Genomic DNA, 22,354 nt, shown 5'->3' with positions numbered 1-22,354 from the left:
AATTTATTATGAAAAAAGCTGGTATTATTATGATAATAGGATCGCTTTTGTTATTAGGCCTTTTTAAATTCCCTTTATGGAACATCATGCTTGGTGCTCCACAATATCCTGATCCTTTAGGGATGAATATCTACATTGAAGGTATTAAAGGTGTTCAAGAATTCGATTTACAAAATATAGATGGTTTAAATCACTACATTGGAATGAAAACCATTCCCAAAGCTGAAGAAATGTGGGAGTTTTCATTATTTCCTAAAGTTATTATTGGCATGGTAATTTTGGGTGTAATAATTGGCTTGTTGGGCTATTTTGAAAAAGTAAGCTATAAATACTTTTTAGGTTGGTTCCTATTGATGTCTGTATTGGGTGTCTTAGGTATGTACGACTTTAATAATTGGCTAATAGATTATGGTAGTAATCTAGATCCACACGCCATCATTAAAGTAACTAATTCAGATGGTACACCTATGTCTTACAAACCACCATTATTAGGATTTCAAAAATTACTCAACTTTGATGTCACTTCTTTACCACACACAGGCGGATACCTTATGTTTCTAGGAATGTTATTAACACTTGTAGCATTTTGGTTGGGTAGAAAAGTTAGCTTAAAACAGCTAAATAATACACCAAACAAAGCTTTAAACTAAATACTTAAAATTATGCAAAAATTAAAACAATTTTCTTTTATGACATTCATATTGGCATTAACCAGTTGTAATACGGGTCCACAAGCAATAGATTATGGAAATGAGGGGTGTCATTTTTGCAAAATGACTATAGTTGATAAAGTACATGCTGCTGAAATAGTGACCAAAAAAGGCAAAGTTTATAAGTTTGACGCATCAGAATGTATGATTCATTTTATTCAGGGATTTGATACTTCAGAAATCAAACGATACCTTTCAAATAATTATACAGAACCCGAAACACTTATCGACGCTACGAAAGCTACTTTTTTAATTAGTAAGAATATTCCAAGTCCCATGGGAGCATTTTTATCGGCATTTAAAACTGATAAGGAAGCTCAAAAATTTCAAACTGAAAAAGGTGGCAGTTTATATTCCTGGAACCAATTACTAGAACATTTAAAAAACTAGTGTTATGCATAAGATAGCCGTTTTTTTACTAATCATTTTAATAGCTTGCTCAAGTTATGCTCAAAAAATTGAAGTATGCAATACTTGTGCAATCACTTCATTAAAAAAAGCAATAGCTCAAGCCAAAGATTATGACACCATTATAGTAAAAAAAGGCACCTATAAAGAACATAAAATTATAGTTGACAAACCTCTAACTATTATTGGTAAAAACTACCCTGTAATAGATGGCGAAAAAAAAGGTGAAATTATAACTGTAATTTCAGATCATGTAACGGTTGATGGCTTATTCATTATAAATGTTGGCACCAGTTATACTGAAGATTATGCTGCCATTCGTATTAAAAGAAGCAAACATTTTGTGATTAAAAATCTAGTATTAGAGAAATTGTTTTTTGGCATTTACATTGAAAAATCTAGCTATGGAAAAATTTATCACAATAAAATTGTTGGTGATGCTATACAAGAATACAATTCTGGAAACGGCATTCAATTATGGTATAGTAACCATATTCAAATTGAACATAATTACGTTGAACATGTGCGCGATGGCATTTATTTAGAATTTTCAGACGATTGCTTGATTAAAAATAATGTGAGTGCACTGAATTTAAGATACGGATTGCATTTTATGTTTTCCAATAACGACAGCTATCAAGACAATACGTTCGAAAACAATGGTGCTGGTGTTGCCGTCATGTTTTCTAAAAAAATTAAAATGTACAATAACACCTTTAAAGAAAACTGGGGAACCGCATCATACGGCATGTTGTTAAAAGAAATAAATGATGCTGAAATTACAGGAAATACGTTTGAAGAAAATACTATAGGCATTAACATTGAAGGATCAAACAGGATCGTTTATAAAAATAACAATTTCACCAATAATGGCTGGGCCATTAAAGTACGTGGAGCTTGTTATACCAATAGTTTTTTAGAAAATAATTTTTTGTATAATTCCTTCGACATATCATACAATAGCAATGTAAACGACAATGTTTTTGATAGGAATTATTGGAGTAGTTATACTGGTTACGATTTAAACAAAGATGGCATAGGCGATATACCTTACCGGCCCGTTAAACTCTTTTCATATATTGTAAATCGTACACCAGAAACCATCATTTTATTGCGTAGCCTATTTATGGACATTATAGATTTTTCTGAAAAAGTGTCGCCCGTTTTTACACCAGATAATCTTTTAGACAACAATCCTGCAACAAAAAAAATCTCATGGTAAACATTCAAAATCTTCATAAAAAATTTGGAAAAAACCAAGTGTTAAGTGGTGTCGATTTATCTATTAAAGAAGGTGGTATTTTTGCGGTTCTTGGCCCAAATGGCTCTGGAAAGACTACTTTAATAAAATCTATTTTAGGCATGGTAATTCCTAACAAAGGCACAATAACAGTTTATAACCAAAACATAAAAAACAATTCAGATTATCGCTATAACATAGATTATTTACCTCAAATCGCCAACTTCCCTAGTAATTTACAAGTAAAAGAACTTATTAAAATGATTAAGGACTTACGAGGGAAAACAAATGAAGACGAACGTCTTATCGATTTATTTAAATTGCATTCATTTCTAGATAAAAAATTAGGAACACTTTCTGGAGGAACCAAACAAAAAGTGAATTTGGTTTTAGCCTTTATGTTTAACAGTCCCCTAATTATTTTAGATGAACCAACTTCAGGACTCGATCCCATTTCAATGATTCGGTTAAAAGATTTAATTCAGGCCGAAAAAGCGAAAGGAAAAACCATTTTAATAACCTCGCACATCATGAGTTTTGTTGAAGAAGTGTCCGATGAAATAGTGTTTCTATTAGAGGGGAAAATTTACTTCAAAGGCACCGTTTCAGAATTAAAAACAAAAACCGATCAACCCGATTTTGAACATGCTATTGCATCCATTTTAACTAAAAATCATGCTTAAAATATTAAAATATAGTTTTTACGATTTAATGCGAAGCCGTTGGAGTTATGTGTATTTCGCCTTTTATTTACTGCTAGGCATTGTGCTACTTTTTTTAAACAACGATTTATCTAAAGCAGTCATTACCTTAATGAATGTAATCATCGTTTTAGTTCCACTTATTGGAACCATTTTTGGCGTGATGTATTATTATAATTCCAAAGAATTTACCGAGCTTCTTTTGGCACAACCTATAAAACGCTCTTCCATATTTTTAGGCCAGTATTTAGGTGTTGCCTTGTCTTTATCTATGAGTTTAATTTTAGGCTTAGGATTGCCATTTGTATTTTATGGCTTATTTAAAAGCAATGCCATTTGGGATTTTTCACTATTGTTGATTACAGGAACCTTTCTAACTTTAATATTTACAGCTTTAGCATTTAACATTGCCTTATCTAACGAAAACAAAATTAAAGGCTTTGGGTATGCCATTTTGCTATGGTTGTTTTTAGGCATTATTTACGACGGTATCTTTTTAATGTCTTTAATACTATTTGAAGATTATCCATTAGATAAAATATCATTAATTGGAACGATGCTAAATCCCATTGATTTATCAAGAACGCTTATATTACTAAAACTTGATATATCTGCTTTATTAGGATATACTGGCGCGATTTTTAAACAGTTTTTCGGGACTAGTTTTGGAATAATAACATCATTCCTAGCGTTAGCTCTTTGGGTTATTTTACCCGTTTTAAGAATTGTTTTTAAGTCAAAAAAGAAAGATTTCTAGATTAGAATAAAAACATGACCGTTGTCACATATAAATTATGTGAGATAATTAAATTTGTAACATGATATCAGCCATTGCTAATAAAATAACAGCATTTGTTTTAGTATTTATATTATTTGCACATAATATAAATACACTTGCTATTATTGGCGATTTTGTTATAAATCAGGATTTCATTGCCAAAACCTTGTGTATTCAAAAAAACAACCAACAAGGGTGTAATGGAAAGTGTCAGTTAATGAAAGAATTAAAGGAAAACACACCAGAATCGAATACAACCATACCTGTTCAAGAAACAAAACGTTTTTCTTTAGATTCATTTTGTCTTTATAAAGTTAATTCAGCTGAAAGCCTAAATTTTGTTAATAAAAAAGATAAAACTGGGTTCAACTCCTATTCACAAAATCTACTTCAAACCTATTACGATATCGATACTCCTCCTCCTATTTTTATTTAGTTTTTTTATAGTTTATTGATTACCCTTTTCTGGCTTTTTTACAAGCGAGCAAGAGGTAATATGTATTACAAAAATTTGTAGCATATCTTTTTAGTGCTTAAATGCAATATAAATTTTTCATGCTACATAAATTTTAAAACCAATAAAAAATTAAAAATGAAATTAAAATATATTTTACCAATACTGCTCATTGCTATTGCTGTAACATCTTGTTCATCAGATAATGACGATGACATAATTATTAATGAGGTTGAAGGACTTATTAAAATTAAAGACCTTTCAAATAGCACACATACTATCGAATTGTATAACACTATAGGCCTATTTAAAACAGGTTATAATGCCATTAGTATTCGTATAAAAGATAACGTAACTAACAATTTTATAGAAAACGCTTCTATAAGTTGGAATCCAATAATGCAAATGCCAACTATGCAACATTCTTGTCCTAAATCTATTATTACAAAAGCTTCAGACAAAAACACAGTTTATAAAGGTTTCATAATCTATCAAATGGCAAATTTAGATGGCTCTGGCTGGTCATTAACTATAAATTACACCATAAATGATGTTGATTATTCTATAACAGACACTATAAACGTAATGCAAAATGCGAAGCAAAATGTTGCCAGTTTTATGGGAACAGATGGTAGTCGTTATATTATTGCAATGGTTGACCCAAAAACACCTAAAATTGCGATTAATAACATGATGGTTGGTTTGTATAAAATGGAAACCATGATGTCTTTTCCTGTTGTTGAAAATTACAAAATAACTCTAGACCCTCGCATGCCAGGAATGGGAAATCACAGTTCGCCTAACAACACAGATTTAACTTATAATGCTGAAGATGCTATGTATCATGGGAACTTATCACTTACCATGACGGGCTATTGGGTCCTTAATTTAAAACTACTTAATACTCAAAATGAAGTATTAAAAGGTGAGGATATAACAACTGAAACCACTCAAAGTTCATTGTATCTAGAGTTAGAATTTTAGATTTTAAAAGCTTTCAAAATTCGAGGCTATCTAAAAAGTGTGAAAAACCGTTATTACGAACGTAGTGAAGTAATCTGTTAATTAACTATTAATAACACACAGATTACTTCGTTACTCACAATGACGAAAAACCACGCTTTTTAGACAACCTCTTCAAAATTTCAACTATGAAAAAATATATTCTATTGGGCTTAAGTTTAATTTTTACAGGACTATTGCTTGCTCAAGACATAGAAAACACCACTAAAAAAGACACGACTAGTTTAGATGAAATTATTGTGGTTGGAAGACATAAACTAAGTAACTACCGCCAAGAAAAAACCTTATCCAGTATAGATGATTTTTTAGAAAAATCTAATAAAATCACTATGATAAAACGCGGAAATTATGCATGGGAAGCATCACTTAATAATATGAATAGTAACAGGCTTTCCTTAACCATTGATGGGATGCAAATTTTTGGAGCTTGTACAGACAAAATGGATCCAATCACATCGTATGTAGATGTTTCAAATCTAGAAAAAGTGGATGTAGGTTCTGGACAAGAAGGAACAGAAAATGGTCATTGCCTTGGTGGTGGTATCGACTTGCAATTACCACAATCTACATTTTATGATTCAGGGTTAAAAACAACCATTGATCTAGGTTACGAATCCAATGGTAATTATAAAACAACCGGATTAGATATGGAATATTCCAGCACGACATTCTATTTAAATGCCGATGGAATTTATAGAAAATCGGATAATTACAAATCAGGAAGAAATAAAGAAGTGCTTTATTCTCAATTTGAAAAATATAACATTTCATTACAAGGCGGTTATAAATTAAATAATCATGAATCTTTAGATGCAAACGTAATTTACGATAAAGCAACCGATGTTGGTTATCCTGCTTTACCTATGGATGTATCACTGGCGGAAGCATTAATTACATCTTTAACACACAAGTATTCAAACGATTCAACTTTTATAAAATCGTTAGAAACTAAATTATATTTTAACACCATAACCCATATTATGGACGATTCTAAGCGTCCCCTAGTTCCTATCCGTATGGATATGCCAGGGTGGAGCGATACCTATGGTTTTTATAGTAAAGCAAGTGTTAAAGAAAATAAACACGATGTGATTTTCAATTTTAACGGTTACTACAACAGGTCTTTAGCAGAAATGACCATGTACCCAAATGATTCCAATCAACCTGCCATGTTTATGTACACATGGCCAGATGTCAGAACCCTATACACAGGCATTTACGCCAAAGACAGCTATAGTTTAAATACAAATGAAACGCTTTCAACATCGCTTCGTTTTGGTTTTCATAAAAACAGAATTGCAAATGAAACAGGCTTGGAAAGTCTTCAAATATTCTATCCAGAAATCTCAGATACAAAAAGTCGATTTTTAACAAGTTTTTCATCAAATTATGAGATGAAAAAGCATGTGTTCGATCTAACATTGGGACTTGGATATGGAGAAAGAGCACCAACGGTAAGTGAAGGCTATGGATTTTTCTTATTCAATAGTTTCGATAATTATGATTATATAGGAAATCCCACTTTAAAAAATGAAAAAGCTATGGAAGCTAATTTTAAAACCAACTATCATTTTAAAAAACTTCAGATTGGTCTTGAATCTTCTTATTTTCATATTATGGATTATATTATTGGTGACATTGATGTTACTTTAAGCCCGATGACAATTGGTGCTAATGGAGTTCAGGTTTATACACAGCTAAATAATGCTACTATTTTTAATGTGTATTTCAATAGTTCATATCAATTTTCAAAAACATTTTCGGTTAATGGAACCGTTGGCTACAACTATGGAACAGGAAGCAATGATGTATCGTTACCACTAATAAAACCATTTTCGTATTTAGCCGAAATTAATTATTCTACACCTCTTTTTAACGCTGCAATCCAGCTTGAAGGGAATGGCAACCAAAGTAAATATAGCCATTTTTATGGTGAGGATGAAACGCCACAATATGCTATTTTAAATCTAAATCTCGGAAATATATTATATATTAAAGAACATAAATTAGTATTAAAATATGGTATTGAAAATATATTAGACGCCAACTATTCTACCTATGCCGATTGGAACAACATACCAAGACAAGGTAGAAATATTTATATAAACTTATCTTATTTAATTCTTTAATGTTTTTCAAAATATTGAGTTTTCTAAAAAGCTGACATAAATCATACTTTTAAAATTCACTACCTTGTATTTTTGGTTTAATTAAAAAGACAATTTTATCCTTTAACAAATAACCAATTAAAATACATATCAATGACACTAAAACACACATTACTCAAAACAAAACCATTTGTTTTGTCTATAAAATTAATAGCGTCTGTTTTGCTATTAATGACAGCTTGCATTAGCAACGATAAAAAAGAATATGAAAATTCAGCCGACATTCCTGTAAATAGAGAAATGCTTGCAGAATTAACATCTCCACCCAATGTACCAACCCCTGTTGGAAAAAGAAAAGCTAAAAAGCTTATTGTAAAAATGGAAATTCTAGAAAAAGAAGGTGAAATGACCGATGGTGTTAAATATATATATTGGACATTTGGCGGCACCGTTCCAGGGAGTTTTATTAGAACCCGTGTTGGCGATGAAGTTGAATTTCATTTACAAAACCACCCAAATAATAAGTTACCACATAATATCGATTTGCACGCAGTAACAGGTCCTGGTGGAGGTGCAGAATCATCATTTGTGGCTCCTGGTCACGAAAAAGTATTTTCATTTAAAACCTTAAATCCAGGTTTGTATGTCTACCATTGTGCTACCGCTCCAGTAGGCATGCACATTGCGAATGGTATGTATGGTCTAATTTTGGTAGAACCAGAAGGCGGTTTACCTCTAGTTGATAAAGAATATTATATTATGCAAGGCGATTTTTATACCAAAGGCGCAAACGGAGAACGTGGTTTACAACCCTTCGATATGCAAAAAGCAGTTGATGAAAAAGCAGATTATGTGGTGTTTAATGGTAAAGTGGGTGCACTTACTGGTGACAATGCCATTACAGCTAAAGTGGGTGAAACCGTTCGACTTTTTGTTGGTAATGGCGGCCCTGGATTAGTATCGTCTTTCCACGTTATTGGTGAAATATTTGATAGAGTACATGTTGAAGGTGGTGACTTGATAAATGAAAACGTTCAAACCACATTAATTCCAGCTGGCGGTACAGCCATGATAGAATTTAAAGTAGATGTTCCTGGTACATTTATCTTAGTAGACCACTCTATTTTTAGAGCTTTCAATAAAGGTGCTTTAGGTATGTTGAAAGTGGAAGGTGAAAAAGACAAGAAAATTTACTCTGGTGAGATTCGTGATGATATTTATTTACCCGAAGGACCTGGTATTCAATCTATGCCCACAACTGGAGAAATTATTGCTTCAGAAATTCCTGCAAAATCATTTGAAGAACAAATGGAATTTGGAAAACAAGCTTACATGCAAACCTGTTTTGCTTGTCACCAGGCCGAAGGTCAAGGGGTGCCAAATGCGTTTCCTCCTTTAGCAAAATCTGATTATCTGAATGCCGATGTTGATAGAGCTATTGGTGTTGTTTTACATGGTAAAACTGGAGAGATTACAGTAAACGGTCAAAAATACAACAGTGTTATGACGCGACAAATGCTGTCTTCTGATGAAATTGCCAACGTATTAACCTATGTATATAATAGCTGGGGTAACTCGAAAAAAGTGGTTACCAAAGCCATGGTAGAAAAAGTAAAAAACAGTAAATAATTAAATATAATAATGAAAAACCATGCCTTTATTCTGTTGTTGATTTTATTCATGATTCAACCACTACTTTTTGCACAATCTAAAGGCATGGTTTCTATAAAAGGCAGTCGTTATATACCTCTATATGGACGCGATTCTACCGTTGTTGAAGTCAAAAATTTTGAGATAGATATTTACCCAGTTACTAATGCCGATTTTGTGAGTTTTGTAAAAAAATATCCAAAGTGGCAAAAGTCAAAAGTCATTAAATTGTTTGCTGACAAAAGTTATTTAACCAATTGGAAAAACGATTTACAACTTAAAGACTCTGAAAAACCAGACAGTCCCGTAACGTATATTTCATGGTTTGCTGCTAAAGATTACTGCGAATGCCAAGGCAAACGCTTACCAACTATTGATGAATGGGAATATGTAGCCATGGCAGATGAAACAACAAAAGATGCACGGGTAAAAGCCTCATACAACAAGCAAATTTTAGCTTGGTATGAAGCACCACGATCTAACGAAAACAAAATTGGAGAACATCCAAAAAACGTATGGGGCGTTCACGATTTACATGGTTTGGTATGGGAATGGACTTTAGATTTTAATTCGGTTTTAATAACAGGAGAATCTAGAAAAGATGGAGATAAAGATAGTAATTTATTTTGTGGAAGTGCCGCTGTTAATGCTACCGATTTGATGAATTATGCCGCTTTTATGCGCTATGCCATTCGTGGCAGTTTAAAAGCCAAATATTCCATGAAAAATTTAGGATTTCGATGTGTAAAAGACAGTGATTTAAAATAACAATTATGAAATTTTTAAAATATATAGCAATCGTATTAATAGTAGTTTTGTCCGTTTTAAGCTGTAATTCAGGTAATAAATCAAAAGATAATACTTCTGAAGTATATCAATGTCCTATGCAATGTGAAGGCGATAAAATTTATGATGAAACAGGAAACTGCCCTGTTTGTAAAATGGATTTAGCTCTTGTTGAAAATAATTTAAAAACTGTTGATGACGGAAGTATTTCAGAAGCGTCTATCTTCAATTTAACCTCCAATTGGCATACCGAAGAAGGTAAAACCATTCAACTTGAAAATTTAAAAGGGAAAACTTTGGTCATGGTCATGATTTACACATCATGTAAAGCAGCCTGCCCTCGTTTAGTTGCTGATATGCGCAACATCGAAGCTCAAATTCCTGATGAAAAAATAAAAAACATTCAATTTGTAATGGTGAGCATAGACCCTGAAACCGACACTCCTGAAAAATTAAAAGCTTTTGCAAAAGAGAACGTTATGGACGATGATCAATGGACGTTTTTACAAGGCTCCGTAAGCGGCGTAAGGGAATTTGCAAATGTATTGTCAGTAAAATATAAAGAAATTTCACCTGTAGATTTTTCACACTCGAACATCATTTCAATATTCAATTCTCAAGGTGAATTAATACACCAACAAGAAGGTTTAGGCGTAAATAACAAAGAGACTATTGAAACTATTCTGAAAATAACACCTTAAAAAGGTGGTTATTTCCAAAATTCATCATCAAGCTTATCTATAAAATCAGCTTCCTTATGGATTTTTTCTATATCCAGTAATTGAGCTTCAGTAGCCACTTTTTGTATTTCTGGAAACAATACCCGCTCTTCAAAACGAATGTGCTTATCCAACACTTCTTCAATATTACTTAAAGCAAGTTTTATATCTTCATTTGCAAACAAACGCTTTAAAAGTCTGTGATCTGCCAATGCTTTTTTAACAAGATCATTCTCAGGCTCCAAAATAGAAAAAACATAGTGTTCTTCCATTTCAAAATGAGGAATTAAATGAGTTTTAAAAAACCAATCAGCATAAGTTTTTATGCGTTCCGGCTCAATGTTTTTACTGAAACCTGCTCTAATTTTCCAAGACAATAATAATCCGTGATGATGATCTCTACTTAAAGGTTGCAGTGCTTTGTGGCGCTTCAGTGGTTTTTGTGACATGATTTTCAGCTTTTAAAATGTTATAAATGAAGCAACCAATACCCAATGGTAATAATATACTACATAAAAATAATATAAAATAATAGTTTGGTAATAGACCTTTTCCGAAGTAAAACAAGATACCTTGAATAAACAAAATAAGCTCTGTTAATATAACACCCAATATAAACGTATAACTCCCAAAACCCAAAGTTTTAGTATATTTAATTAATGTACTCTGAAGCAAGAACCCAAACAAAAAGCCTGAAACAACACCTAGCATAGTTAAATGAATAAACCCTATTACAAAATTTCTATGTTGGTATGCCAGATTTGAAACTTCAGGAATTAATGATATTGATTGCAATACGATTTTAAGCACAAAACACAACAAAGCAAAACCATACATAAGTTGCGTGAGGCTCGTATGCTTTTTAATGAACATTTTAAATTCGGGTTTTATAACCTTAATAAAATAAAACAAGGCCATTAATTGACATACAACACCTATTCCATTGATCCAAAGTAAAACAAAATGAGGAGTAAACCAATGAACAGGCAATGCAAACGTTAATATCGTAGAAGCTATTAAAAGCTTAAAAAACAAACGAAACTGTTTAGAGTCTTCCAGTTGCAATTGATGAAATAACACCGTTATCAGCGCTATTAAAAACCAGCCATTAAATTGGAAATGTAAAAAGAATTGAATGGCAATTTGATAAAATGCCGAAGCTTGCCCAGCCAAGGCTACTGCTGGTCCTAAGCACCAAACCCCCATAGTAGATATGAGCATAAAAATGAGTGACGCTTTTAATAAATATTGCGTTACTAACGATTTGGTTTTATGATGCTTAAAAATTAAATACACAAAATAATAACTGCAAAAAATATGTAAAGTTGAAAAACTTATTGAAACTACAGCATAACCTTGAAACGGAAAGCTTAACAACATACCAATAACAGCAAATTCTGTTAACCAAAATAACCTATTATAAATTGATTTTTTTTCGGGAACAAAATAATAAACAATAAGCGTATACAACATTAAATATACCCAACCCAACATCGCAATATGTGAATGGGCATGCGTTAAAAACCGATAGTTAAGTCCTATAGACTGCACATAAAAATAACGTAATGCCAAACCTAAAATTGCTGCTATAAAAAAATTGAGCAAGCATATAAAAACATGTTTTTTAGACATTTTTAAATCATTTTTAGGTTAGACAAAACTGAAAATAAAAAGAATCCGAAAGAAACAAAAGTAATCTTCCGGATTTTAGTCACCATTAAAAAATTATATTTTCAACTTACTAATCATTAACTAAACTGTTTTTCTAATTTAATAGCTTCAGGGAATAAAATATTATTTTCTAAATGAATATGTAAATGCAAATCTTTTTCAAACTCGTCTAACATGGCGAAAGTAACTTTATAGGTATTACAAGCATCGGCAGGCGGCGTGTAATTGTTTGTTAACTCAGCTATGTGTCTAAAACGCTCTCCTTCTGTATCATGTTCATGCATCATCATAGCAATAGGGTTTTCAACAGTTCCAAATTGTGGTGATTGTATGGAGCCTTCTTCTAATCTTGCTTTTACCATTCTTTTTACAAATGGAAAAAGAATTAATTCTTCTTTCTTCATATGGCTTGCTAGTTCTCCTGCGGAAGCAGAAAAAAGTTCATTAACTTTAAATAGTTCTGGATGTCGTTCACCATGCACTTTACATAATTTATCTAAAAACTGACGTAATACAGGGATTTTTTCTTCTACGTAACGGTGATGTTTTTTCTCGATATACTCTGCCAATAAATCTAATGGCCAAGATTTATAATCAATGGTTTGGTCTGTTTTAGAATTCAAAACAGCATGAAGTTTCTCTAATAAATCGTTAGGATCAATTCCTTTTTTCTCGCAAACCTCTTCAACGGTTCTATGTCCTTTGCAGCAAAAATCGATACCATAATTACTAAATACGGCGGCGGTTCTAAAATCGCCTGCAACAAACTCTCCTATTTGTTTTTGTGATTCTTCTTGTATTGTTTCCATAATGTTTTTTATTTCGGATAATTTTATCCTATTTGTATTCAAATTATTTTAGGCTTTTAAAAAGGCAGCTCCAGATTTTATGTTTAAGGCAAGTTCTTCTAAACTAGTACTTTCTAGCATTTTTTTAAGCTCATCTCGCACCCCTTTAAATTTATCGTGTACTGGACATGGATGGTTTTCATCGCACTTTTCTAAACCTAAACCACAACCGATGTATATACTATCTCCATCAATAGCCTTTACAATTTGTGAGAGTTTAATATGCTGGATTTCATTTTTACTTACCTCGAAACCGCCATATGCACCTTTAACCGAATTAATAATGTTATTCCTTACCAAAGCTTGCAGGATTTTAGCTGTAAAGGCTTGAGGAGAATTAATTTCTTCGGCTATTTCTTTAGGACTTACACGCTTCCCTTCATACGAATTTATCGCAATAAAAATACACGCCTTAATACCATACTCACAAGCTTTTGAAAACATATTAACTCTTTAATTTAATACAAATGTATAAAAACAATTTAATCAGGACAAATTTATCTTATTTAATTTATTTGTATTTATTTCTAAACCATACCTTTTGCCATTCCCGCTGCAAAATTAAAAATGTTACTTCTTCAGACAGCTTAAGAGTGTCTTCACCATTTAATGCTTTTACTTGTTTTTCTGAAACATCTATAATGTAAAGTAGACTTAAATATTCAGTAAATTTTTCCTGAATAAGCTTATAAACCGTTTCATGGAGTAAAAATTTTAAACTAGTTGGTAAAACGTCTTCATGAAAATCTAGATTGATATTGGCCAGTAAAAAATCTTTATTTAGTTGAATTACTAAACTTTTATATAAATCTAATTGATTGGCTTTTTCAACTAAATCTTCGAATGTAGATGGTAAACTCATTAAACGTTTCTATGCATAAGATTGTTTCCAAAGTCATATAATAATGCTTTTTTGTCTTCAGAAATATTAATAGTATTTAATACACTAAATGCTTTATGAGTGTATTCTTGAATGGCATCTTTTGTAGCTTCTGCTGAACCAGAGGATTCAAAAATTTGTCTACTCGTATTTATTTTAGCTGAAAGATCTTCTGGGTTTGATGAAAATAATTGATTCAATTGTAACCTATCTGATTCGTTTGAAAATTCCAATGCTTTTAGGTACAAATATGTTTTTTTATTTTCAATAATGTCGCCACCCACTTGTTTTCCAAAAGTTTTTGGGTCGCCAAAGGCATCTAAATAATCGTCTTGTAATTGAAATGCAATACCTAAATTTTTACCAAACTCATAAATACTATTTTGATCTTCTAGGGACGCATTAGCAACTATAGCACCCATTTTCATAGCAGCACCAACCAAAACAGCCGTTTTATATTCAATCATTTTTAAATATTCAGCAATAGCCACATCATTACGTATTTCAAAATCTACATCATATTGTTGTCCTTCACAAACTTCCAAAGCGGTCTTACTAAACAATTTAGCCAAAGCTTGAAATGTTTTAGACTCATAGTTTTCAAACAACTGGTACGCCATAATTAACATAGCATCACCCGAAAGTATGCCTGTATTTAAATTCCATTTTTCGTGTACTGTTTCGTGTCCGCGTCGCAAAGGAGCATCGTCCATAATATCATCATGTACTAATGAGAAATTATGAAACACCTCAATGCTTAAAGCAGCATCCAGCGCTTTTTTCGAATCGCTACCAAAAATATCAGCTGTCATTAAAGTTAAAACTGGGCGCAATCGTTTACCACCTAATTGTAGAATATAATTTATAGGACTGTATAAAGACGCTGGTTCTTTGTGTTTAGTAAAACCTTTTAAATGGGCCGTAAATGCGTCTTGATAAAATTGTATGTTTTGCATCAAACAAAAATAATGTAATTGCCCGCACTAATCCAACAACTTTAGTCCAATATTAATAAATTGTTAAAACTTTGGAAACTTTTTTTGTTTTTAAAGTTTCCTGTTGTACATTTGCCCCGAATTATGAAAGAAGATATTTTAAAAACAGCAGCCGATTTATTCTTAACCTATGGGTTTAAGAGTGTGACGATGGATGATATAGCTAATGCACTTGGTATGTCAAAAAAAACCGTTTATCAATATTTTGAAAACAAAAATATTTTAGTAGAAGAAACTACATTGTTTATGTTTCAAATGATTTCTAGTGGAATTGAAGACATTATTGCTCAACAAAACAATCCAATTGAAGAAATTTATGAAATAAAACGATTTTTAATGAAACATCTTAAAGATGAAAAATCGTCACCTCAATATCAACTTCAAAAATATTATCCAAAAATATGTGACTCATTGAAATCTAAACAATCATGTGTTATGGAAGATTGCGTTACCAATAATTTAGAACGCGGCATAAAAGCAGGGTTGTATAGAGACACCATAAGTACTGAATTTGTATCAAAAATATATTTTAGCTGCATGATGGCTTTAAAAGATAAAGAACTATTTCCTTTAAATAATTTTTCTATGCAAGATTTAATGAATAATTATTTAGAATATCATTTAAGAGGCATTTGTACTCCAAAAGGATTAGAACATTTAACCCAATATTTAAACAACAATCAATCATAAATCAATCATAAAATGAAACACAAACTAATACTATTTCTTAGTTTATCACTTTCGATAGCGGGCTTTTCGCAAGAAAACACACAAAGTTTCTCGCTGCAGGAAGCCATAAACTATGCACTACAAAACAACAGAACTGCAAAAAATGCCACATTAGATATTGAAGCAGCAAAACAACAAAAATGGGAAACCACTGCTACGGGTTTACCTCAAATATCAGCAGAAATTGGTTATCAAAACTTTTTAAAACAACAAGTATCTTTAATACCTGCAGAACTTTTTGGAGGTGCCCCTGGAACTTTTGAGCCTGTAGTTTTTTCACAAAAGCAAAACATGACAGCTACTGCTACTTTAAGCCAAAAAATATTTGATGGTTCTTATTTAGTAGGTTTACAATCGGCTAAAGTGTTTTTAGAAATTTCAAATAATGCCAAAACCAAAACCGATTTAGAAGTTCGAAAAGCAGTAATTAATGCTTACGGAAATGTGCTACTTGCCGATGAAAGTCTTGCTATTCTAGAAAAAAACAAATCAATTCTAGAAAAGAACCTAAACGATTTATCAAAAATCTATCAAAATGGTTTAGAGGAAGAAGAAAGTGTAGAACAACTACAAATTACATTATCGGGTGTAAACAGTTCGCTAAACAACACTATTCGATTAAAAACACTCGCCTATCAAATGCTAAATATTACTTTAGGTATAGATGTTTATAGTAATACTGTTGTAACAGATAGTCTTGAAAGTTTAACAGTTCAAAATATATCATTAGAGCTTGTTGATTCTGATTTAGACTTAGATAATTCTATAGATTATCAAATCTCTGAAAATGATAAAAGAGCTAAAGAATTATTGCTTAAGTTAGAAAAAAGCAAGGCATTGCCAACTTTAAACGCTTTTATAAATGGTGGATATTCTGCTTATGATGACAAATTTAATTTTACTAGCAAAGATCAACAATGGTTTGGCTCATCGCTATTTGGTGTAACTTTAAACATTCCTATTTTCAGTTCTTTAGGCAGAAGTGCTGCTACACAACGGGCTAGAATAAATCTTGAAAAAGCACAATACAATTTAATAGAAACCGAACAAAAACTTCAACTTGAAACAGCAGCCGCAAAAAGCGACTATCAATTTGCTATTGAAGATTATGATAACAAAAAACTAAACTTAAACCTTGCAGAACGTATCGAAAAAAAGAATCAAACCAAATTCTTTGAAGGTATTGCTTCAAGTTTCGATTTAAGACAAGCACAAACGCAATTATATACGGCACAACAAGAATTTTTACAAGCCATGCTTGATGTGATAAACAAAAAAGCTGAGTTGGAAACTATACTGAATTCAATCAATAACTAATCAACATACATAAAACACTTAAAAATGAAACATATATATTCTTTATTAATCATAACTATTCTTTTAACCGCTTGTGGTGGAGAGAAAAAAGAGAAATCTGTAGACGATTTAATAGCTTCAAATAATTTAGAAGCATTGAAACAAAAACGTGAAGAAATTGATTCAAAACAACAAGAATTTGCAGAACAATTAAAACTAATTAACGAAAGAATTTCTGAACTAGATACCGTTAAAAAATTACCATTGGTAACTACAGTTCGCGTAAAATCCGAAAAATTTGATCATTATTTAGAATTACAAGGGAATGTACAAACCAAACAAAACCTTGTTATTTATCCAGAAATGGGAGGTACGTTAACACGCGTTTATGTAAAAGAAGGACAAAATGTAACCAAAGGACAACTACTTGCAACTATAGATGATGGCGGTTTAAGCCAACAAGTAGCCCAACTACAAATTCAAGCCGATTTAGCTAAAACTACTTTTGAGCGTCAAGAACGTTTATGGAATCAGAAAATAGGAAGCGAAATTCAATTTCTACAAGCAAAATCTAGTTATGAAGCACAACAACGAGCAGTAAGTCAATTAAAAAGTCAACTTGAAAAGACCTCTGTTAGAGCTCCATTTTCAGGTGTAATTGATGATGTTATTACAGATCAAGGGAGCGTAGTTGCTCCAGGACAATCACAATTAATGCGTATCGTTAATTTAGAAGACATGTATATTGAAACAGATGTCCCTGAAAATTATATTTCAAATGTTACCGTTAACAAAACTGTAAAAGTTGAGTTTCCTATTTTAGGAAAATCTATGGACGCTAAAATTAGACAAGCTGGTAATTTTATAAACCCTGCTAACAGAACATTTAAAATTGAAGTTGCGGTTCCTAATAAAGATAAAAGTATCAAACCAAATCTTACTGCGAGACTTAAAATTAACGATTACACTAGTGAAAATGCTATTTTAATTCCTCAGAGTATCATTTCAGAAAATGCTGAAGGTGAACAATACATCTACGTTATTGAAAATAAAAATGCCAATAACGAAGGCAATGCAAAACGTACTATTATAGAAACAGGAAAATCTCAAGGTGATGTTATTGAAGTGACAAAAGGACTTGAAAACAGTGCTGAAATTATTCAAGAAGGTGCTAGAAGTGTTAATGACGGTCAAACTGTTAAGGTTATTAATAGTCTGTAGATTTTAGACGGTAGTCACTAGGGTTTAAGAACTATAACATGAATGACTTAAAAAATCAAATGAAAGACATTAAATTCAAATTCGAAGATTTACAAGTTTATCAAAAAGCATTGGATTTTGTTGATTCATCTTATAAAATAACTAAAAAATTTCCAGATTTTGAACGTTATGCCTTAACATCACAATTTACTAGAGCTACATTATCTATTCCATTAAACATAGCTGAAGGTTCTGGTGACACCAATTCTCAATTTAACAGATTCTTACAAATTGCAATTAGTTCTGTTAAAGAATGTGTCGCATGTATAACCATTGCAAAAAGACAAAATTATATTTCAGTTGAACAAGAAAAAAAATTAAGAGAAAAGCTTGAAGAACTATCAAAAATGATTATCAGCCTTCAAAAACATCTCAAAACAAACAATAAAAACTAACGTCTAAAGACTATAGACTAAAGACAATATCATGACGAAACAACAAAAACAAGTCGATAAAGAATTCAAACTATCATCGTGGGCGATACATAATAAAACCACCATTTACATGACGATGGCTATGATTCTCTTTTTAGGTATTTCAGCTTATTTTAAAATGCCTAGAGAAAGTTTTCCTGAAATTAAAGAAACTAAAATTTATATCAGCACGCCATTTTTTGGAAATACAGCTGAAGATATTGAAAAACTAATTACAGATCCGCTTGAAGACAGACTTAAAACTGTAAGCAATGCGATAGAAATAACTTCATCATCACAAGAGGATTACTCTATGATTATTGTGGAATTTGATGAAGATATTACCGTAGAACAAGCCAAACAAGAGGTAAAGGACGAAATAGATTCTGAAACTTCAGGTGAAGATTGGCCCACATTTAATGGTGCTAAAGTAGAACCGAATGTGTTTGAGTTGAGTATGTCTGAAGAAATGCCTATTCTTAACATTAATATTTCTGGCGATTACCCGATTGAAAAACTAAAAGAGTTTGGAGAATATCTTCAAGATGAAATAGAAAATTTAACCGAAATTAAAAAAGTAGATATTCGTGGTGCTCAAGAAAAAGAAGTTGAAGTAGCCGTAGATATTTATAAAATGATGGCATCTCAAGTGAGTTTTGACGATGTTATAGGTGCTATTAGCCAAGGAAATATGACCATGTCTGCTGGTAATTTTATAGCCAGTGGTCAGCGAAGAACCATTAGAATTATTGGAGAAATAGATAACCCCAATAGTTTGAAAAATTTTGTTGTAAAGTCGGAACATAATAACCCTATTTATTTAAAAGATATTGCTGATGTAAGTTTTAAAGAAAAAGATAAGACAACTTATGCTCGCGAGTTTGGTGAACCAGTTGTCATGCTTGATGTTAAAAAGCGTGCCGGTAAAAACATGGTGGAGGCTGCCGAAAAAATAGAACTTATTAAAAATAATGCGATTGAAAACGTATTCCCAAAAAACTTGAAAGTTACTATTACTAATGATCAATCTTCAAAAACTATTGGACAGGTTGATGACTTAGTAAACAACATTATTTTTGGTATCATTTTAGTTGTAACCGTTTTAATGTTCTTTTTAGGATTTAAAAATGCCTTGTTTGTTGGGTTTGCTATACCCATGTCTATGTTTATGTCCTTGATGATTTTAAGCTTATTAGGCTACACTATGAATACCATGATTCTTTTCGGACTCATCATGGGTCTCGGAATGTTAGTAGACAACGGTATTGTGGTGGTTGAAAATGTTTATAGGCTTATGGACGAAGAAGGTATGAGCAGAGTTGATGCCGCTAAAAAAGGGATTAGTGAAATTGCTTTCCCTATTATTATTTCAACAGCAACCACTGTAGCTGCCTTTATTCCTTTAGGTTTATGGCCAGGAGTTATGGGACAATTCATGGTGTATTTCCCAATAACATTATCCGTGGTTTTAGGCTCCTCTTTATTTGTTGCTATATTTTTCAACTCCGTATTAGTTTCGCAGTTTATGACGGTGGAAGACAAAGACATGCCTGTAAAACGCATTATTTATATAACGGCTACAATCTCTATTATAGGGCTCATTATTCTTATAATTGGTGGTGATTATAAAGCGTTAGGTTCTCTTATGATTTTCACGGCCATCATGCTGTGGGTATACCGTTTAATCCTTCGTAAAATGGCAAATCGTTTTCAAAATAAAACACTTGTTAAACTTGAAAACATTTATGAAAAATCATTAAAAAGTGCCTTAAAAGGAAAGAGACCTTATTTTATAAGTATTGGAACTTTTGTGCTGCTTATTATATCCTTTATAGTATTTGGAATTTCTTTGGGAACACAACGAACCAAAGTAGAATTCTTCCCAGACAATAAACCAAATCAAATTATAGTTTATATTGAATATCCTGAAGGAACCGATATTGAAAAAACCAATACCATTACTAAAGAAATAGAAAAGAAGGTTTATCATGTTTTAAATGAAGACATGTATAATAAAGACGGCTATAACTTTATGGTAGAAAGTGCCGTATCTCAAGTAGGTGAAGGAGCTGGAAACCCTCAAACCGATGGTGGTTCAGCCGCAGAAATGCCTCATAAAGGAAAAATCACTGCCTCTATGCGTGAGTATAAATTCAGAGAAGGAGAAGACAGTGAATTAATGCGTCAAAAGGTACAAGAGGCTTTAGTTGGGATCTATCCAGGGGTATTAATTTCGGTTGAAAAAGATGCTAACGGACCACCAGCAGGTGCGCCAATTAATATAGAATTAGAAGGTGATGATTATTCGGAGCTTATTAATACAGCCGAAAGAATGAGAGACTTTATCAACTCTAGAAGTATTGCAGGCATTGATGAATTAAAAATAGATGTTAATAAAGACAAACCAGCAATGCAAGTGGTTGTCGATAGAGAAAAAGCAGGCGAATTAGGCATTAGTTCTTCGCAAGTGGGGCAACAATTAAGAAATGCTATTTTTGGAGCCAAAGCGGGAGTATATAAAGAGGATGGCGACGATTATGATATTTATGTTCGTTTTAATGAAGAAAATAGATATAACTCTAGTGCTATTTTTAATCAAAGAATAACCTTTAGAGATATGGCTTCTGGACAAATTAAAGAAGTACCCGTATCTGCTGTGGCTAAACAGTCCAACACCTCTGGATTTAGTTCCATTAAACACAGAGATGTACGTCGAGTAGTTACTGTATATTCTGCCTTAGCACCAGGTTATACTGATGCAGGCGCAGTAGTTAAACAAGTTCAGCATGTCATGAAAGAGTTCAATGAATTACCTAAAAATATAAAAATAGATTATACAGGACAAATTGAGGAGCAAAATAAGCAAATGGCATTCTTAATGGGCGCTTTTTTTACTGGATTATTCTTAATATTTTTAATTCTTATTTTCCAATTTAATTCATTTTCAAAACCAGCAATTATCATGCTTGCTATATTTTTAAGCTTAATTGGGGTGTTTAGTGGTATTGTTATTACTGGTAGTGCGTTCGTAATTATGATGACCATGATGGGTATTATATCACTAGCAGGTATTGTGGTAAATAACGGAGTTGTTCTGTTGGATTATGCCCAACTTCTTATTGATAGAAAAAAATATGATAGAGGTTTAGATGAAGATGAATATCTAGAAAAAGAAGATTTATTTAACAGCATCGTACAAGCAGGTAAAGCACGTCTGCGTCCTGTATTACTAACAGCTATTACAACTATTTTAGGTTTAATACCATTAGCCATTGGTTTAAACATTAATTTCTTTACGCTATTTAGCGAGTTTAACCCTCACATTTATTTTGGTGGTGATAACGTTATTTTCTGGGGACCATTAGCTTGGACCGTTATTTACGGCTTATTTGTAGCAACGTTTTTAACTTTAATAGTAGTACCTGTATTATTCTTTTTAACTATGCAATTAAAAATGTGGATAAGAAGTAAAACAACCTCAAATGAAATAATTCAAGAAGAAACTATTTAGTTTATAATTGAATAAAAATAAAAAAGGCTGCCTGAAAAGTGTTATTCTGTGTCATATTGAGCCTGTCGAAATATTTAAACTTATTGATAATTAATATCAGTTTCGACAAGCTCAACCTGACAAAGTAAATAAAATACACTTTTCTGACAGCTTCTTTTTGTTTAAAAACTATAT

Annotated in this window: 22 protein-coding genes; 16 read left to right on the top strand and 6 right to left on the bottom strand. The window is 31.9% G+C overall.

Translation table 11 applies throughout. From position 1 onward, the window contains the following. Positions 1 to 8: 8 nt before the first annotated feature. From QLS71_RS08520 to QLS71_RS08470, 11 genes are all read left to right on the top strand, one after another. The gene (locus QLS71_RS08520; RefSeq protein WP_308993150.1) at positions 9 to 650 is read left to right on the top strand and encodes a hypothetical protein; all 642 of its coding nucleotides are present in this window, start codon (positions 9 to 11) and stop codon (positions 648 to 650) included. A gap of 12 nt (positions 651 to 662) precedes the next feature. Then, a complete protein-coding gene (locus QLS71_RS08515) occupies positions 663 to 1,100 on the top strand; it encodes a nitrous oxide reductase accessory protein NosL (protein WP_308993151.1) in 438 nt (145 codons plus the stop codon). Between the two features lie 4 nt (positions 1,101 to 1,104). Further along, complete coding sequence (locus QLS71_RS08510; RefSeq protein ID WP_308993152.1) at positions 1,105 to 2,340, top strand: nitrous oxide reductase family maturation protein NosD; 1,236 nt, start codon at positions 1,105 to 1,107, stop codon at positions 2,338 to 2,340. Then, positions 2,334 to 3,041 carry an ABC transporter ATP-binding protein gene (locus QLS71_RS08505; protein WP_308993153.1) on the top strand — a complete coding sequence of 236 codons (708 nt, stop codon included), beginning with the start codon at positions 2,334 to 2,336 and terminating at the stop codon, positions 3,039 to 3,041. The genes QLS71_RS08510 and QLS71_RS08505 overlap by 7 nt, the downstream gene beginning before the upstream one ends. Continuing rightward, on the top strand, positions 3,034 to 3,816 hold the full coding sequence (locus tag QLS71_RS08500) for an ABC transporter permease (RefSeq protein ID WP_308993154.1): 783 nt from the start codon (positions 3,034 to 3,036) through the stop codon (positions 3,814 to 3,816). The genes QLS71_RS08505 and QLS71_RS08500 overlap by 8 nt, the downstream gene beginning before the upstream one ends. A 61-nt stretch (positions 3,817 to 3,877) precedes the next feature. Beyond that, entirely contained in the window at positions 3,878 to 4,273 is a 396-nt protein-coding gene (locus QLS71_RS08495) for a hypothetical protein (protein WP_308993155.1), read from the top strand. Between the two features lie 156 nt (positions 4,274 to 4,429). After that, entirely contained in the window at positions 4,430 to 5,275 is an 846-nt protein-coding gene (locus QLS71_RS08490) for a hypothetical protein (RefSeq protein ID WP_308993156.1), read from the top strand. Positions 5,276 to 5,442: 167 nt separating this feature from the next. After that, positions 5,443 to 7,443 (top strand): TonB-dependent receptor, encoded by a 2,001-nt coding sequence (locus tag QLS71_RS08485; protein ID WP_308993157.1) that lies wholly within the window; start codon positions 5,443 to 5,445, stop codon positions 7,441 to 7,443. Positions 7,444 to 7,575: 132 nt separating this feature from the next. Then, positions 7,576 to 9,051 carry a copper-containing nitrite reductase gene (gene nirK / locus QLS71_RS08480; protein WP_308993158.1) on the top strand — a complete coding sequence of 492 codons (1,476 nt, stop codon included), beginning with the start codon at positions 7,576 to 7,578 and terminating at the stop codon, positions 9,049 to 9,051. Positions 9,052 to 9,102: 51 nt separating this feature from the next. Then, on the top strand, positions 9,103 to 9,840 hold the full coding sequence (locus QLS71_RS08475; RefSeq protein ID WP_348636617.1) for a formylglycine-generating enzyme family protein: 738 nt from the start codon (positions 9,103 to 9,105) through the stop codon (positions 9,838 to 9,840). A gap of 5 nt (positions 9,841 to 9,845) precedes the next feature. Then, entirely contained in the window at positions 9,846 to 10,559 is a 714-nt protein-coding gene (locus QLS71_RS08470; protein WP_308993160.1) for an SCO family protein, read from the top strand. 8 nt (positions 10,560 to 10,567) lie between these two features. On the opposite strand, the gene QLS71_RS08465 is transcribed toward QLS71_RS08470, so the two are convergent. The 6 genes from QLS71_RS08465 to QLS71_RS08440 form a co-directional block, all read right to left on the bottom strand. Beyond that, entirely contained in the window at positions 10,568 to 11,026 is a 459-nt protein-coding gene (locus QLS71_RS08465) for a hemerythrin domain-containing protein (RefSeq protein ID WP_308993161.1), read from the bottom strand. Then, a complete protein-coding gene (locus QLS71_RS08460) occupies positions 10,977 to 12,209 on the bottom strand; it encodes a hypothetical protein (RefSeq protein ID WP_308993162.1) in 1,233 nt (410 codons plus the stop codon). The genes QLS71_RS08465 and QLS71_RS08460 overlap by 50 nt, the downstream gene beginning before the upstream one ends. Positions 12,210 to 12,325: 116 nt before the next feature. After that, positions 12,326 to 13,057, bottom strand: coding sequence for an iron-sulfur cluster repair di-iron protein (gene ric, locus QLS71_RS08455; RefSeq protein WP_308993163.1), 732 nt, complete (start codon positions 13,055 to 13,057; stop codon positions 12,326 to 12,328). A gap of 48 nt (positions 13,058 to 13,105) precedes the next feature. Continuing rightward, positions 13,106 to 13,540, bottom strand: coding sequence for an Rrf2 family transcriptional regulator (locus QLS71_RS08450; RefSeq protein WP_308993164.1), 435 nt, complete (start codon positions 13,538 to 13,540; stop codon positions 13,106 to 13,108). A gap of 67 nt (positions 13,541 to 13,607) precedes the next feature. Then, entirely contained in the window at positions 13,608 to 13,958 is a 351-nt protein-coding gene (locus tag QLS71_RS08445) for a hypothetical protein (protein ID WP_308993165.1), read from the bottom strand. Beyond that, positions 13,958 to 14,932, bottom strand: coding sequence for a polyprenyl synthetase family protein (locus QLS71_RS08440; RefSeq protein WP_308993166.1), 975 nt, complete (start codon positions 14,930 to 14,932; stop codon positions 13,958 to 13,960). Before QLS71_RS08440 ends, QLS71_RS08445 begins: the two co-directional genes overlap by 1 nt. Before the next feature lie 123 nt (positions 14,933 to 15,055). Between QLS71_RS08440 and QLS71_RS08435 the strand changes: the two genes are divergently transcribed. Genes QLS71_RS08435 through QLS71_RS08415 form a run of 5 tightly spaced genes read left to right on the top strand, consistent with a single transcriptional unit; the run spans position 15,056 to position 22,180 of the window. Further along, complete coding sequence (locus QLS71_RS08435) at positions 15,056 to 15,661, top strand: TetR/AcrR family transcriptional regulator (RefSeq protein WP_308993167.1); 606 nt, start codon at positions 15,056 to 15,058, stop codon at positions 15,659 to 15,661. A 12-nt stretch (positions 15,662 to 15,673) separates the two neighbouring features. Next, complete coding sequence (locus QLS71_RS08430) at positions 15,674 to 17,017, top strand: TolC family protein (protein WP_308993168.1); 1,344 nt, start codon at positions 15,674 to 15,676, stop codon at positions 17,015 to 17,017. A 24-nt stretch (positions 17,018 to 17,041) separates the two neighbouring features. Then, positions 17,042 to 18,217: an efflux RND transporter periplasmic adaptor subunit gene (locus QLS71_RS08425; protein ID WP_308993169.1), complete on the top strand. Its 1,176-nt coding sequence runs from the start codon at positions 17,042 to 17,044 to the stop codon at positions 18,215 to 18,217. Positions 18,218 to 18,255: 38 nt separating this feature from the next. Then, positions 18,256 to 18,651, top strand: coding sequence for a four helix bundle protein (locus QLS71_RS08420; RefSeq protein ID WP_308993170.1), 396 nt, complete (start codon positions 18,256 to 18,258; stop codon positions 18,649 to 18,651). Positions 18,652 to 18,682: 31 nt separating this feature from the next. Next, positions 18,683 to 22,180, top strand: coding sequence for an efflux RND transporter permease subunit (locus QLS71_RS08415; protein WP_308993171.1), 3,498 nt, complete (start codon positions 18,683 to 18,685; stop codon positions 22,178 to 22,180). The last annotated feature ends 174 nt before the right edge of the window (positions 22,181 to 22,354 follow it).

Source organism: Mariniflexile litorale, assembly GCF_031128465.2.
Classification (GTDB): domain Bacteria; phylum Bacteroidota; class Bacteroidia; order Flavobacteriales; family Flavobacteriaceae; genus Mariniflexile; species Mariniflexile litorale.
Note: the sequence above shows the minus strand (reverse complement) of the source record. Positions and strands in the feature narration are given on the sequence as shown.